This is a genomic window from Pseudomonas sp. P9_2 (genome assembly GCF_034008255.1).
Lineage (GTDB): Bacteria > Pseudomonadota > Gammaproteobacteria > Pseudomonadales > Pseudomonadaceae > Aquipseudomonas > Aquipseudomonas synxantha_A.
On the sequence record NZ_CP125376.1, the window covers coordinates 3,610,873 to 3,626,445 of the forward strand.

Consider the following 15,573-nt stretch of genomic DNA (forward strand, 5'->3'; position numbering starts at 1 on the left):
GCCTGCTGGCCTCGATAGGTGGTGTCAGGATCTGGTTACACACGGCTTCTTTTTATACCCCTTTATCGAGGCCGGTACCTCTAGGATTTGTTGACCTTAGTGCAAAACAGGTCATGAATTCATGTCTAACGCCCTTCATCGAAATACGCCTACCTTGACGGCCATTGACCCTCGCGGGTTAGCCGTGCGCACTGTGCAGTATCATCGTGCAACGCTCGCGGACTCCCCTCAGCCGCGGGTCAATCGCCAGGTGTTGAGTGCCAGTGGTTTTTTACTTGAACAGTGGGACCCACGTCAGTTCGCTCTTGGCTCGACCGGGGTGGCGGCGCAATCGAACCTTTACAGCCTGTCCGGTGAAACCGTGCGAACCCAGAGTATGGATGCCGGCTGGCGCTTGGTCTTGTACGGTACAGCTCGGCAGCGGTTGCACAGCTGGGACTCGCGCGGCGCCCTCCAGGCGTTTCACTATGACCGTTTGCTGCGCCCTGTGACGGTGTTCGAACAATCTGCAGAGGACCCGACACCCCGTTGTGTCGAGCGTATGACGTACGCGCCCGCCATCCCGGCCGAGGTCGTCGGCAATCGCTGTGGACGGCTGATTCGCCATGCGGACCCGGCGGGTGTGCTGCTGGCGGAGGCGTACGCGATCGATCAGCGCCTCATCAAGCAAACCAGACGGTTTCGCACCGATATCGCTCTGGTCGACTGGCCACACAGCGATGAGGCACAGGATCTGCTAACGGAACGCCAGGCCTATACCACCACCTGGCGATACGATGCGCTGGGTGCAATGCTGGAGCAGACCGATGCCAAGGACAACCGCCTACAGTGGCGCTATGGGCAACAGGGCTGGCTGCTGGAAATGCTGCTGATCTTCAAGACCGGCGAGCGCCAAGTGTTGATGAATCAGCGGGTGTACAACTCCAGTGGCCAAGCCGTGTCCGAGCGGGCGGGCAATAACGTTACCAAAGTCGCCCGTTACGCCGAGCACGACGGTCGTTTGCAGCAACTTGAGGTGTACCGCCAAGGGCAGGCCGGCACGCCGCTGCAGCAACTGGTATATGAGTACGACCCGGCCGGCAACATCCTCAGCCTCAGCGACCAGGCGCAACCGACTCAATGGCACAGCAACACCCGGATTGATGCGGTTAATCGATACCAGTACGACACGCTTTATCAGTTGATCCAGGCCAGCGGTCGGGAAAACAGCGCCAATGCCGGGGGCCGGGCTTTGCCGACGCAGGTGCAGTTCGGGGCGACGGATCAGGGGCTCTGGCGCAATTACACCCAGCATTATGTCTATGATGAGGCGGGCAATCTGACGCGCCTTCGACACGTGCCCTCCAGCGGCACAGGCTATACCCGCGAAATGCAAGTGGCGGCGCTCACGAACCGCGCTGTGCCCGTAGTGCAAGGGCGGCAGGTGCAATGGAATGGGGCGTTCGATGCCAATGGCAATCAGCTGTCGCTCGACGGCACGCAGCAGGCGGCCTGGAATGTGCGCAACCAATTGACCTACGCCACCCAGGTACAGCGTGAGAGCGGTGACCCTGATGTGGAAAGTTACCTGTATGACAGCCAGGGTCTGCGCGCACTCAAGGTTCGCAGCCGTGAAGCCAGTGCAAAACCTTACACCCAGGAAACCTATTACCTGCCAGGCCTGCAAGTACACAAGCAAACAGCGCAGCGCTTCAATGTGCTGGACATCGATACGGGCGGTGGGCGAGTCAGCGTGGTGCAATGGGAGTCGGGCAAGCCCAGCGAGATGAGTACCCACTCACTGCGATTCAGCATTTTGGATCACCTCAAGAGCTGTGCGCTGGAACTGGACGAGCAGGCTCGCTTGTTGAGCCAGGAGCATTACTTTCCTTATGGCGCAACGGCGTGGTGGGCAACCAGCAATATCGTTCGGGGGCACCCTAAGATTCGCCGTTACTCCGACAAGGAGCGCGACGCCACGGGCCTGTACTACTACGGTGCGCGTTATTACGCACCGTGGTTGCAGCGCTGGATAAGCCCGGACCCGATGGGCGATGTGGACGGCTTGAACCTGTATGCGATGGCCCGGGGCAATCCCGTAGGGTTCAGGGATGCCGATGGCACGCAAACGACGTTTGGCGAGCAATTCCAACCCGGTCGAGGCGATATTCTCTTTGGCTTGGCCGCGACGGTTGCTGCCTACAGGAGTTTCTGGTCGAAGCTGAGTGCACGCGGGGATGCGATGGTGGCCTATTTCTCAGGCGCGGAACTGCAGCGCTGGACTGCCGGGCTGGCGCCTCCCGTTCGCGCCTTCTCTGCATTTCGTAACACGAATGCGGAGCTATTCAGCGACTTGACGCAAGATCCACATGATCCAGCGAAAGCTAACGAACTCAAGGCCGAGCTCATTGAGCAGCTTTCGGTCGGCGTCCGGCCGTTTTACGAGGGCATTGTTTCGAAGTATTCAGGTTGTACGTCAACTTCCTGCAACCAGCAATTCGCGAGGAGGTTTGTCAGTGATCTTGCCGCAGGCAGGTATTCACTCGAGGCCACGGCTCGCCAACACATTGGCACAGACCTATTGGCCATCCAGCAAAAAATCGTCACGCGAAGCAGCAAATCGGCTTTGGAAACCTTGACTAGCCCGCAAAGTGCGGCGATGGTCCATTTCGCTCTCGACAATTTGAATATAGAAGCCGTCGTCAGCAAGCAGCGGGTATCTGCCACGGCCTCCGAGCTGCGCTGGCTTTATCGGCATCGTCTGCAACTGGCAGGTCGCGTGACGTTCTATCAAAACCAACAGCGGGTCGACGCGCCTTGGGAGTCAAACGCGTCCGCTTGGCGTCGCTACAAACCCAGCCGTCCGAGGGTGTCAGGGCGGGCGGCACGCTGACACGTGAGCGGGTCGGGGCGATGCCAGTAACTGGATACACAAAAGCATCCTCCAGCACCACCTTTCTGATCCCCTCATCCCTAGGCTCTCAGGACTACTTGTTCAGCAATAAGGTCCTGAGGTCATGTCTGATTCCATCCATCGAAATACGCCGTCCCTGGCCGCAGTCGACCCGCGTGGGTTAATTGTTCGTAACATTGATTACTTCCGCTCAAGAGCGGAAGTTGAACCGCAAGTGCGCATTCATCGTCAGGTATTTGGCAGTACGGGCTTGATGATTGAACAGTGGGACCCACGTTTGTTGCAGTTGTCACGCTCACAGCCTGACACCGCGCCCAATCAACGCACGGTCTATAGCCTTGGCGGACAGGCGTTGCGCACCGACAGCGTGGATGCCGGCTGGCGACTGACACTGATGGGGCAAGCCGGGCAGTTACTGGAAGAGTGGGATGGACGGGGCGCTCACCAGGCTCATCACTACGATCAATATCTGCGGCCGGTCGCAGTCTTCGAACAGGCGGCCAGTGACGGGCAGGCGCTGTGCGTCGAGCGTCTTGCCTATGCTGCATCTTCGAATGAAGAGGCTGCGCGCAACCGCTGTGGCCGTGTGGTTCGCCACGATGACGGCGGCGGCTCGTTGTTCCACGAGCGGTATGGGGTGCACGCAGAAGTTGCTCAGCAGACCCGACGCTTCCGGAAGGCGGATGCCGCGCTGGATTGGCCGCAGCCCGATGCACAACGCGAGCTGCGCCTGGAGCCCGAGAGGTTCCAGACTTCCATTGGGTTCAACGCGCTGGGTGAGCGCCTGCATCACACGGACGCCAAGGGCAATCGCTTCGACTACGCCTACGGCATTGACGGCCAACCGGCGAGTATCTTTGTGACGCCCAAGGGCGGCGTGCGTACGCAGGTGTTGGGCCAGCGGCACTACAGCGCAGCGGGTCAAGTGCTCAGCGAACGCGCCGGCAATGGCGTTGTGCGTGCCATGCACTACCGTGAATTCGATGGTCGCTTGCGGCAAATGACTGCCCATCTGCCCGCGCAACCGGGCGCAGCGCTGCAAGACCTGCGCTACGAGTATGACGGCGTTGGCAACGTCGTGCGGATCGATGACCTTGCCCAGCCGACGCAATGGTCCAGCAACACCCGAATCAGTTCGGCCAGCCTTTATGAGTACGACACGTTATCGCAACTGACCAAGGCTTGCGGCCGCGAAACCGCCGGCAACCCTGGAGGCTCGGCGTTACCAGCGAGGGTGGCGTTTGGCTCGGCTGACGACAGCGTATGGCGTCGCTACACCCAGCAGTTCAGCTATGACGCCGCCGGAAATATGCTTGAGTTGCAACATGTGCCCAGCAGCGGCACGGGCTTCACGCGGCAGATGAGCGTGGCCGCGGGCAGCAATCATTTTCTGCCGCAGGCCGAGGGCAAGAGCGCGCCGGGGTTGGGCCAGGGCTTTGACCGCAACGGCAATCTGCAAGCATTGGCAGGCGATCACAAGATGGACTGGGATGTGCGCAACCAACTGGTGCGCCTCACGCAGGTGCGGCGCGAGGGCGGCAACGACGATGAAGAGCGCTACGCCTACGATGCCACGGGCCAGCGCATCTTCAAACGCAGGGTCTACCAGGCCAGGAGCGTGGTGCATACGGCCGAGGTACGCTACTTGCCGGGACTGGAAATTCGCCATGACAGCGCAACGGGTGAGCAACTGAATGTACTCAACCTTGATGCCGGTACGACCACGGTGCGCGTCCTGCTGTGGGATCGCCACCCTTCGGGAGGGCGTCAGCAGGCGCAGATCCGTTACGGCTTGTCGGACCACTTGGGTAGCAGCAGCCTGGAACTGGGCGAGCAGGCGCAACTGCTCAGCCAGGAAAGTTATTATCCCTACGGCGGGACTGCGTGGTGGGCGGCCAAGAATGCCAGCGAGGCGAGTTACAGGTTCATCCGTTACTCGGGCAAGGAGCGCGATGCCAGCGGGTTGTCTTACTACGGCTTCAGGTATTACGCGCCGTGGTTATGCCGATGGATCAGCCCGGACCCGATCGGCGATGCCGATGGCTTGAATCTGTACGCCATGGTTGGCGGTAATCCGGTTAGCAAGGTCGATGCGCAAGGGCTGGCTGCCACATCGGCTTTGGAGGAGTCGCAGGATAAACAAATACGCAGGCTTTCCATCAGCCGCAGGCTCGCGAATATAGGCAGGGTTATGCGCCCGAGGATACAACCGGCCTCGTCGGCAGCGATTCGCGATGGTTTATCCACCTATATCGCCAATGCAATCGCGACGGGCGTCGATCTGGCGGTCTTCAGTACCGTCCAGCCCACGGCACAACGCAACCAAATCTTGCGCCTTACCGTTGCGGTGCTGGATGCAGTGTCCACGGCACATATGAGCACCGGTATTGCCGGTAACTGGACGCGATATGCGCCACAGATCGGTGCTATTTTTGCAGGTGCCGCGGGTATGGGGTATGCCATGCATGGCGACTCGATAGGTGATCAAGCCGAGCACAGCTGGGACCCGGTGGCGGTCCAGCGGTTGGGCGGACATGTGCGCGCGCTCTCCAGAGAACTGGTGCAGCAGGTCCTTCGTGGGCACGGTACCGGCATCTCCTGGGGCAGCACGCCCCTGCGCGGCAGGGTCACGCGCACCGCCGGAGCGACGGCCGCCTATGCCCTTGCTACCGTGGCCAACGCTGTTTATGGCGGGGAAGTGCCTGCGCTGATGCAACCCAATGTCTCACCTGCAATAGAAGCCTACGATGGGGCGATGGGAACGATGATGCGTGGCGGTCACCGGACCGCCGTCCACGATCCCCATGGCCAAACCGTACAGCTGCCGGATCCTGTCGCGACGGCGCACGGTGGGCTGAGCAGAATGTTCAATCAGGTGTGGACGCACTGGGCCGCGTCCGGTGTCGAGGCATTGGCCGTTGCGCTGACGGGCCTGCCCCAGGCCGCTCAAGGCCGGACCACTCGAACAATTGTCATGGCGGCCCGCGGCGTGATTGCATCATTGACCGAATGGCGCGGCTTTTTCGTAACGTTTGCCAGGCGCGGGTATACAACCTTGGCGTCGCGATGGGGCGCAGCCCGGCGATCCTGACAAGAACATGAATGGGTCGTCGCTGCGGCCCATTCAACATCCCAGTCGGCTTCAAGGCTGCCTTTGCAGGCAAGCCACACACATTTGAACGGCTCACGCTGGAGGGGCCAGACCGCTACAGGTCTGGCGCAGGAGCAAAAGTTCTGTAGATACCCAGGTCTTTAGGGGGTATCAGTCAGTATGTTGTCGGAGTTCAGCTCTGCATAAGTGTCGTTTTCGTCCTCATTGACGGTGTACCAGGCCCAATAGGTGTTACGCCGCATAAATCCTCCTGCGGTCAATGTCTTTGTCGGGCGCCCGAGGGGGTCGTAGAACTGTCGGTCGCTGTGGCCCAGCTCGCGCATGGATTGATCATTGACGTAGGTGTGCTTGTCGGCGAAGTAGGGGCGGTAGACGCGAATGACCAGGCCCTTGTTGTTGTATTCGACACGCTCGCTGACGCGCCAGCGGGGGTTGGCTTGCACTTGGCGTAGCTGCTTCTTCAAGGTGGCGTTTGCATCCGGTAGTTCGTCGACCAGCAGATTGCCCTTGTCGTCGACCGCATGGGCCGGGCCTGGTTCGGTCTTCTGCTTGGTCTGCAATGAGCGGCCGAAGCCATCCCAGCAGGTCAGGGTCATGCGAACCTGTTGTTCGGTATCGCCGGGGTAGCGGTCGGCTTGCAACATGAGCCCATGTACCGGCGTACGGCTGGCCTTGTCGATCAACGCCTTGAGCTGTTTTGCACTGTCACTGAGGGGCTGGCGACCACCACGCAGGAGCGATCGCGCGTTCATGCGGATATGCCCGCTGGGGAGCAGATAGCCCTTGGTGATCCACTCTGGCTTGACCAGGGCCAAGTCGATGCTACCCATCCAACTGAACGGGGCGTAGCAGTGCGCGCTGGCCATGTCTTGCAGCACGCTTTGCGCCTGTTCGATGGCCAATGCGGGCGTTATATTTTTGAGCGGGCGGTAGCTATCCAGGGCGGCGAAGCCCACTCTGAGGCTTTGTTCGTGGCCGTAAAAGGTGTTGGCGAGTAACTGCCCAAAACCGTCATAAAGCGCTTCTTGAACAGTGCCATTGGGGTCGACGATTTTTGTCGGCAGCAGCAATCGATAGTCGTATTCGGCCTTGGTCACACAACCGTCGGGCATTTTTACGCGCACGGTTTGCAACGTGTAGGGGTCATAGGTGAGCGTTGTTTCGCCATGGGCCTCCGTGGCCCGCAGCGCCCTTATCCGATAAAACTGGGTGGCCTTGCCATAGCGGGGAAAGTGCCGGCGAATCGACCACAGGCGGTTTTCCTTGGGCGGCACCTCGCCGTCAAATAGAAAAAACAGCTCCATGGCGTGATAGCCGCTGTCGGTGAGCTTTTGCACCAGGTCCACCTTGGGTTGGTTGAGCATGGCTGGAATGTCGTTGTAGGCACTCATGGCCTGGTCATCCAGCTCGGCGGTTTCCAGGTAGTCAGTCAATGCCTGGGCAGTGGCGACCCCAGGTTCCAGGGTTTTACCCAAAGCGCCGGCCTGCCGGTAGTACTGGCGCGACAAGCCGCTCAGTGCGCGGCTGGCCCCTGCGGCCAACGGCCCGACGCTGGTATCGATGAACACCTCATAGGCGATACGCGCAGTGTCCAGCCCGCCAGGCGCTGGCGTCTTGCCGAGCACCAGGGCGTTGTCTCGTTGACGGTAGGGCAAGGCCAGGCACCACTGCTGTGCGTCGTCCAGATGAATGGGCTGGGCCAGCGTTTCGTTCAGGTAATAGAATTGTTGCGCGTTGTCATGGGTATCGCGCCACCAGCGCTGCTGGTGCTCATCCACCAGCACGGCGGGTGGCGGGCTGTCGGTGGTGGTACGGCGGGCATAATGCAGGGTCACGCTATGCACCAAATAACCATAGGCATCCCAGCGCAGATTGATCTGGTGCTGGCAGACGGGATCGTTTTCCACGCCTTCATATTGATAGCTGATCGACTCCAGCGCTAATGGCAGCAACCGGGGGTAGAGCGTATGAGCACTGGCCGGTGCCAGTTCACGGACCAGATACCGCTGTTGCGTGACGGCATAGGGCACGGTGCCTTGCGCCGGGTCCGCTGCTGCCACTTCCACCCGTAGCACTCTGCCGCTGAGTGCGCGTGCCACTTCGCGTGCCAGCAGTGGTGCAGGATCGCTGATCAAGTCGTCGTGGTGATCCAGTGGCTGTGCCCCGGGCGTCGCCCTGTGTCGGCTAACCAGTGTGCGGCCCATGGCTTTGGCCTGTGGGTCGTGACTGCTATGGCCGAGGGTGGGCATGTCGATGTATTGCCCGGTATGAAACCAGGTTTTGGTGCGCATGGGGGAGCTGAAACCCTGGCTGTGTTGCGTGTCTTTGCTGCTCTCGGTGTCGGTTTGCAGCAACAGCCCAAAGCCACGAAACTCACGGTCCACGCGGTCGTAATAAGCCTGACGATAGCTCACGCGCTGGGTCAGCTGGTTGCCGGTAATCTCGTCCCGTTGGGCCTGTTGGCTGACCAGCAGCAGCGCAAAGGGCAACTGGCTGATCGCAGACTGGCCCTTGGCAAGCAGCTCGCGTTTTTCGTCCAGCCACTCCTGGGTACTGCTGCGATATTTGATCGAAGCCTGGGCGCCCATGTTGTTGTCGGTGCGCATGAGCAGCCATGGCTTGTGAGTGAAAAAATCGTAGCGCCAGTGAATGGGGGTCTGATGGGCGGCGGTCAGGATCAGGCTGGGGCAGCCCCGGCCGCTCACGTCGACGATGTTGACCTGACAGTGGTCGTCATACCGCACGCCCTCTGGCCACGGGACTTTGATCGCATCCGCCTCGAAGCCGTTGCCGCCTTTATTGAGGAAAATACACAGGTGGGCGGCGCTCAAATACAGCAAGTCCGTAGCGCCACCTCCATTGAGGTCGACGAGCAGTACATTGGACGCTTTGAACACTTCATAACGGAACGGCAACGTGGCCAACACAAACCCTTGGCCAAAACGTCCTCGACCCAGGTTCGGCCAACATTTCACTTCGTTATGCCGGATACGCACCAGATGCTGCTGGTCCGTGGCAAGTACATCGCTGAACGCCACCAGCTCGTTGGACGAGGCGGAAACGATCGGCAAGACGTCATCGAGCTTATGAGGCACCTCAATGGCGGGTTCGAAGCCTTTTCGCCGGCGATTGGCATACAGGCGCACGCTACGGGGGCCGATCATGGCAACGTCAGGACGTCCCGTCCCCATCAAGTCGGCGAGTATTCCCGCGGGATGGAAAAATTCCGACGGGAACGCATCGAACGGCGTGAAGGTTGACCAGTTGCGCTGTTCGTCCAGGCTGAAAAAGCCGCTCATCCCCGGTTGGGCAACCAGCCAGTCCAGACGGCCATCGCCGTTCACATCGGCCAGCGCCTGGTGGATGGGCCGGGTACTGTCGGCGACCGGCACCCGCGCCAACTCCTGGGCCGCGCCGTAAATCACCTCGTCGCCGGTTTTCGTGTGCTGCGGCCTGAGCGGTTCACGGTAGTACCAACTCTTGTCAGCGCGATACAACACACCCGGTATGCCTTCGCCATACAGATCGACCAATTGATAGCGATCGCTGTCATGCAGCCCGGGCAGCGAACTGAAGGGCTTATAGCCGCTCTTGTCCACCTTGAGCTGGCTCGATTGGTAAAAACACTCCAGTGGCGGGCGGCTCACGCTATTGCCTGCGCTGTCGAAGGCCTGCTCATGGATCCCGCTCAACAGGCTGACATGGCTGGATGTGCGGTATTCCAGCAGCAGACGTTTGACCAGCACCGGGTCGGTGCCCATTTGCGCTTCTTTGGGGAAGTGGTGAAACATCAGAATCTGGTTGCAACAGCGCAGGGTGCGTAGCTCGAAGCCGAACGAAAAATCCGAGCAGGGATCGGGTCGTGTCGGCCACTCCCGGGTTTTCTGATACGTCGGCCGCTTATCCAGCTCAAGGTCACGTTCGCCATAGTCAAAGAGCAACTGAAAGTGCCAGCCCATGCCCGGCTCATCGTCGGTCTGCCAGAGGTAGAGCTGTTCCTGCTCCTTGGCGGTGAAGTTGCCGTAGCAGACGCGCTCCAGGTAACACTGGGCTCGACAGTCCCTCGGGTAGCGCGAGGGATCGGTTTCTTTGTTGTAGTGATAATAAATGTGTTCGCCGTGGGTATTCAGGCTTTCCTGCAACAACCATTGCGCCACATGGTGCGGGTGGTCCGGATCGGCAATTCGCGCCAATGGGGTCTTCCCGTAAAAGTGCTGACTGCCATCGGCACTTTGTATCAACCAGAAGCCTGCCGTATCGGTTGCCGAGTGCCAGTGCTCGATACGGTCGAACTGGCTCTCGATCCTGGGAAAGTACCGGGTGGCCGTGTAGGCGATGGTCAGTGGCAAACCATTGAAAGCGGTCGTGGAACGGCTGACGATCGCACCTTCGGCGTCGCGTTCGGGTAGCCATATTTGCGCGTCGGGGCCCACCAGTACGTCGTGCCCCGTGTAGGCCGGCACGCCGTGGGAGGTACGCCGGCTGACGGCCGGCAAGGGTACCCTCCAACCCAATCCGAAGGGGCCGTTACCGGCGCCGCTGTGGTAGGTCAGCGACATGGCCGGCGCGTAGCCGCGCGCCGGAGAGATCGGCAAGGGAATTTCAAAGCTTGCCGTACCACTGGAGCCGACATCGCCCCAGCCTTTGCCGGTGCCTTGAATGGCGCCGCCGCCTTTGGGCAGGGCGGGGGTATTGACCTGGAGGTTGAGCGTATCGTCGTTCATGCCTTGACCTCGCTGGCTGCTGGCACCCTGGCGGTGTAACGCAGGTGAATGACGATATCGTTGATCGATTTGAGTACGGCTTCTTGCTGGGCAGGGTTGGGGAATTCCAGGGTCCAGTTGGAGATGGCCCCGGTGTATTCGAAGGGCAAGTAGCGATCTTGGCTCTCGAAGTTGAGGGTGAACAGGCCATTGTCATCCAGGCCGGTGGACAGTGCGACTTGCTGATGGGCGCGCATGTCGCGGCGCCGCTCGCCTGAGGGCAATACGATTTCGTTATGGGTCTGGGTCAGTATCGCCTTGATGTCCTCATAGGGGCCTAGCGTCGCGGGCAACGACACGCTGATACCTTTTATTCGCCGCAGGATGTGGTGGGGGTAATCCTCTTCAAACAGAGCCTCGGGCAACTTGAAGCACAGCGCGCCGTTATCGACCAGTTGTCGTTTATGCTCGGCCCATGTGTTTTGTGTACTCGATGATTGAGTGCCGGTTGTGTCTGTTGTGGGGGGGGGTGACTTTGCAATCGATCATGCGATGACGCAGGGAGATGGTCTTGACGATTTCCAGGTCCCGAACGTTATGGTTCACATAGGCCGCATTCATCTTCAATAGCGACAGCTTCAGGGCCTCACCCGCCAGGTAGCCGCGGTAGTTGTTGTTCCAGGCACCGGGCTGGATAAACGTGCTCGCATAGTCTGCGACTTCGTACTGCCAGCACGCTTGCGCGGTGCGGCACAGGGAAAGGCTCAGGTCATAGACTTGGTAATAGAACTTGCTCAGTTGTACATTGAGCCAGTCATACAGTTGTGCCCTGGTAAAGCGCTTGGCCAGCAATTGATAGTTCGACCAGGCCTGGGCCAGGGAGGTCTCGGCCAGGCGTAATTGCAGGCGCGTGGCTTTTTCCTGCTCGGCATAAGCTTGTAATTGGGCATCGACCTGGGCCAGTTCGAGTCGGGCCTGATCCTGGGCATGCGCCCATTCTTGCTCCCGACGGTTGAATTGCTCGGAACGGTCCAGGTCTGCGGCAGTGCCGCGCAACACCGTCGCGGTGCCTTGAGCCAAGGCTTGGGCTGCATAAAACGGGCCCTCCCAGCGTGCCCCGCCGGTACTCGTACCGAAGATGTTCGGCGCTATCATCGCGATGCCGGCCCCTGCGGCGGCGGTGGATCCTGCGGTCTCGAATCCGCTACTGAGCAGGTAGAGTTGGCCTGCGTGCGCTTCTGCGGGGCTGATGCCTTCGGTGAGCAGGCGTTCGTAGTGGCGCATCCGGGATTCGATCATGCTCCGACTGGCGCCGAGTGCCTGGCGGTTTTTCTCGTCGAGCAACAATGCCTGGTGTTGTTGGGTTACGACGATATTGGCCAAGTCCCAGGCTTGTTGTTGCTGCAACTCCAGGTATTCAGCCTGTTCCTTGCGCTCAATCAGGCTCAGCACCGTGTTGCCGAATTGAATCACCGCCTCGGTTGCCGTGAGCGCGTGGCCCAGCATGACCTGGAAGCGATAATGGCCGACTTGCGCGTCAATGAACGACGCTACGCCTCCTTCGCCGAAGGCACCGCTGCTGCGGCTGGCCAACAGTTTCAGAGGTGAGAGCGGGGTTGCGTACAGCGACAGGCGCAAGGGTTTGCCAGTGATGTCGAGATTGTACCGCAGGTTATGCAGGCGACTTTCGAGCTTGTCCCAGCGCGCTACCAGCTCGGTATTGAAGGGTAGGCACAGATTATCGGTGTCCGTGAGCGAAGCCAGTGCGATGCCTTCGGTCGCAGGGTTGATAGTGATTGGTGGGTTTGTTTGCTCCAGTTCTACCAGGGCTTTAGAGCGGTTCGTCGTCAAACTTTCGAGGGTGATTTTATCCCACGGTTCAGTGGTGATGACGCGGGGGCGTGGCCCGAGAAAGTGGTTGGCTCGCGTGTACCAGAGTTTGGCCTGGGTCAGGCTGTCGGGGGTAAGCTGCCGATAGGCTGCATCGCCACGATTGAGCAATATATCGAGATAAAGCAGATAGATTGCTTTGCGAAAATGCACCGGTGAGCGAATCGCCAGTTTGTGTGGGTCGTGAGTGACTGAACCGGGGAGCGGGCCCGTACGAACGAGCTCGTTGAACCCCCAAAATTCAGGGCGTTCGCTGTCCGTATCGGCCAACCGCGCTGGGTCGAAGATGTGTTTGAGCCAGGCTTGGGCTTCGACATACTGCTGCTCCTGATTCAGGCGGTGGGCAACCAACCAGGGTACGTACAGGAACAGCTCCCAGAAGTACTTGCTGTGAGCCCCGTTAAAGTCGATGTCCTCTGCTGCTCCATCTGGTGTGAGTGGAGGTTCTTGCCACGTTTTCGGTGTTAACGAAAACAAATGCTCAAGGCTGACATTGGCCGCCTTGACCAGATTGCCGGCAAAACAGGTATTCATGCGAAGGCGGGGGGGCGTGTCGGCAGGCGGGGTTGAGGTGCTCGTTGGGAAATCAATAAATTCGGCGGTGCCGAGTTTTTCCGACGTCTGTCTTTTGATCATCGGCACCAGGTGTTGACTGAGCGATGTGTCAGAGGTGGAAGGGGCCAACTTCAAGGTAGTTGCTTTCAGGGTATAGCCGAGAATTGTCGAGTCGTCTTCTTTGGCAGGCTCAAGCGTCACCACCCCGTGTATCAGGGTGATGCCCGACGTTATTTCCTCCGTGGTCACTGGAATACGCGCCGTGACCCGATGCCCGCTGGGTAATTCGGGATTTGACCCGGTGAGGCTTTCGTGGGCAGTGTCCTGATAGTTGATGATTTGATGTGAGTTGGCATTGATTTTTTCGGTGAATGGATAGTCTTTAAAATTGGCTCTCATAATGATGTGCTTATAGGCACGTAACTTAGATGTGCTCACGGCGGGTTTTTTTATAATCAACGTATTTTGTGCGTGCAGCGACGTCTTTTTGTTCGCGTCTGGGTATTTGCTGTAGCGGTTAAGGGCGACCTGGATGGAGTTTTCTGTACTTGTGTATAAACTGATGAAAGCATTCTTGTCTATATAATGATTTTTCAGCGAGACGGTGTTCCCGTCTTTGGACTTGGGCTTGAGTTTAATGAGTAACCCGCTCTCGGTATGTACAGCATTGGGGAACTCGTCATGCGTGGCCGTGTTTTTAAAATAAAGAGCGTAAAAATCAGTCTGGAGCGCGTTGGTTGGATCGTCAATTTTAGAATCACTGGTCAGTTTAAGTTGAGTGGCTTTCGGATCATCCAGTGCGTCGTCTACTGTCAGTGTGATGTTAATATCCTCACCGCTTGTTTTTTTTATTAGTGTGACGCCGTACGTTTGCTGGAAACTGTCAGTGAGTGTGGAAGTAAATACGAGTTCATTGGTGTTTGAATCAACAGAGACGTCGCTTGCTGTTGGTGTTTTTATTTTTGTTCGATTGTTTTCGAAGTCCCAATGGTCGTTGTTTTCGGTAATCGTTTGCTCCGTGGGGGAAATCGAGTGCTTGTTTGGGGGTGTTACCTTGAACTGCAAGTTTCCTTGGTTTTTATGAGCAAAGAATGTTAGGTATTGCCGAGCGGTGTCAGGCAGCAATTCACTGTAGTACCCGCTCACGCTTTGATCTTTGCCCTGAACTACAGTTTGCACTTTTGTCTTCTGCGATGGATCGAAGTGTTCCAGGAGTCGGTTTATCTCTTCGTCCACCTGTGAGCCGGGCAGCACGCTATAGCGCTCGGGGCTGCCGCCATCGGCGATGGTGGTAATGTTGAAGGACTGGTCGACGTGGACAGCCTGGAAAAACTTTCCAATAAAGTTCTCCTGCTGTTTGGGGTCTTTACGGCTGGTGGCAAGCACACTTAAAAACAGTACCGGGGGGCCGTTACTGTCGACGATAGCCACCGTCTGCGTAATGGTTTTCAGAAAGGCAGGGGGCAATGCGTTGACGTCTTCAGTGGCACAGTACTCCTCAATGCAGGCTTTGGGTGCGCTCCAACTGCCATCGTGCTTTTTATAAGAAAAATTGAGGCGAAACTTGACGTAGCGGCTGTTGATCCATTCGGCCAGCTGTTTTTTTTTCTCTGAGTTTTTTTTCGTCGGTGGGACGGAACTGGTCGGGGAGGGGGGGATGCATTCGGCCCAGATGAAAAATAGCCGATTATTGAAATACACCGGCCGGATACTTTGCTCGGCGGTGGCGTCGGAGACCGACAAGTTGATTTTCTCCCAGCCTGACCAGGCATCCTGAAAAAGTACCGACCCTGCGCGCCTGGACAGGTCGAGGGAGCGCCAGTAATAGGTGTTTGCGGAGCTCGATTTCCCGACGAAGTAATAGGTGCCGCTATACAGGTTGCTCAAGTCGGCGTCGATATAACCGTTGATCGTGCGTATGTTGGCGGTTTCCTCGAATCTGGCCAGGTAATTGTGAACCGCCGTGGTAACGGTATCCGCTTGAATTCGATACTGGCTCAGGTCGTTTTCCAACTGCTCAAAGCTGTCGGTCTTGTCACGCCGTAATGTCGGGTCCAAATAGTTGGCGGGGTGATAGCGCAACTGCTGGTTGGCGTTCCAGAGTGCGTAGGTGTGCAACTGTTCACGCCATAACGTGTCCTGTTGCGTGGTCATGCCCTGCTTTTCATAGCCCGGTTCCAGGCCCAGCTGGATGCGTGTGATGTACTGCTGCAGGCTGGAGATGGCACAGGCTACCGGGCTGGTCGGTACTGCTTGGCTGACTTGTACGTCGAGCAGCCAGTATTCGTAAAGATCGTCGGCCTGGGTGATCTTTTCCTTTAGTTCGGGAGGTACTTTGTAGGTCAGGTAGTACGCGAGCATGGCGTCGCGCAGGCTTTCATTGAGCTGTTGATTAAGCGAGTGAGACATGATCAATCCTT

The 15,573-nt window shown here is 58.4% G+C and carries 5 protein-coding genes; 2 read left to right on the top strand and 3 right to left on the bottom strand.

What is annotated here, in order from left to right; all coding sequences use genetic code 11:
* Nucleotides 1-121: 121 nt before the first annotated feature.
* The gene (locus QMK52_RS16180; RefSeq protein ID WP_320403067.1) at nt 122-2,872 is read left to right on the top strand and encodes an RHS repeat-associated core domain-containing protein; all 2,751 of its coding nucleotides are present in this window, start codon (nt 122-124) and stop codon (nt 2,870-2,872) included.
* A 124-nt stretch (nt 2,873-2,996) separates the two neighbouring features.
* Nucleotides 2,997-5,984, top strand: coding sequence for an RHS repeat-associated core domain-containing protein (locus QMK52_RS16185; protein ID WP_320403068.1), 2,988 nt, complete (start codon nt 2,997-2,999; stop codon nt 5,982-5,984).
* Between the two features lie 161 nt (nt 5,985-6,145).
* Here the strand turns inward: QMK52_RS16185 and QMK52_RS16190 are convergent, their stop codons facing one another.
* The 3 genes from QMK52_RS16190 to QMK52_RS16200 are packed head-to-tail and all read right to left on the bottom strand — an operon-like array spanning nt 6,146 to nt 15,562.
* Complete coding sequence (locus QMK52_RS16190; protein WP_320403069.1) at nt 6,146-10,729, bottom strand: SpvB/TcaC N-terminal domain-containing protein; 4,584 nt, start codon at nt 10,727-10,729, stop codon at nt 6,146-6,148.
* The gene (locus QMK52_RS16195; protein ID WP_413817810.1) at nt 10,726-11,133 is read right to left on the bottom strand and encodes a hypothetical protein; all 408 of its coding nucleotides are present in this window, start codon (nt 11,131-11,133) and stop codon (nt 10,726-10,728) included. The genes QMK52_RS16190 and QMK52_RS16195 overlap by 4 nt, the downstream gene beginning before the upstream one ends.
* A gap of 37 nt (nt 11,134-11,170) precedes the next feature.
* Nucleotides 11,171-15,562: a neuraminidase-like domain-containing protein gene (locus QMK52_RS16200; RefSeq protein WP_320403070.1), complete on the bottom strand. Its 4,392-nt coding sequence runs from the start codon at nt 15,560-15,562 to the stop codon at nt 11,171-11,173.
* Between the last annotated feature and the right edge of the window lie 11 nt (nt 15,563-15,573).

What these genes read in the sequence shown, in the direction of transcription:
- QMK52_RS16180 (WP_320403067.1), top strand. Translation starts at nt 122, where the DNA reads ATGTCTAACGCCCTTCATCGAAATACGCCTACCTTGACGGCCATTGAC.
- QMK52_RS16185 (WP_320403068.1), top strand. Translation starts at nt 2,997, where the DNA reads ATGTCTGATTCCATCCATCGAAATACGCCGTCCCTGGCCGCAGTCGAC.
- QMK52_RS16190 (WP_320403069.1), bottom strand. Translation starts at nt 10,729, where the DNA reads ATGAACGACGATACGCTCAACCTCCAGGTCAATACCCCCGCCCTGCCC.
- QMK52_RS16200 (WP_320403070.1), bottom strand. Translation starts at nt 15,562, where the DNA reads ATGTCTCACTCGCTTAATCAACAGCTCAATGAAAGCCTGCGCGACGCC.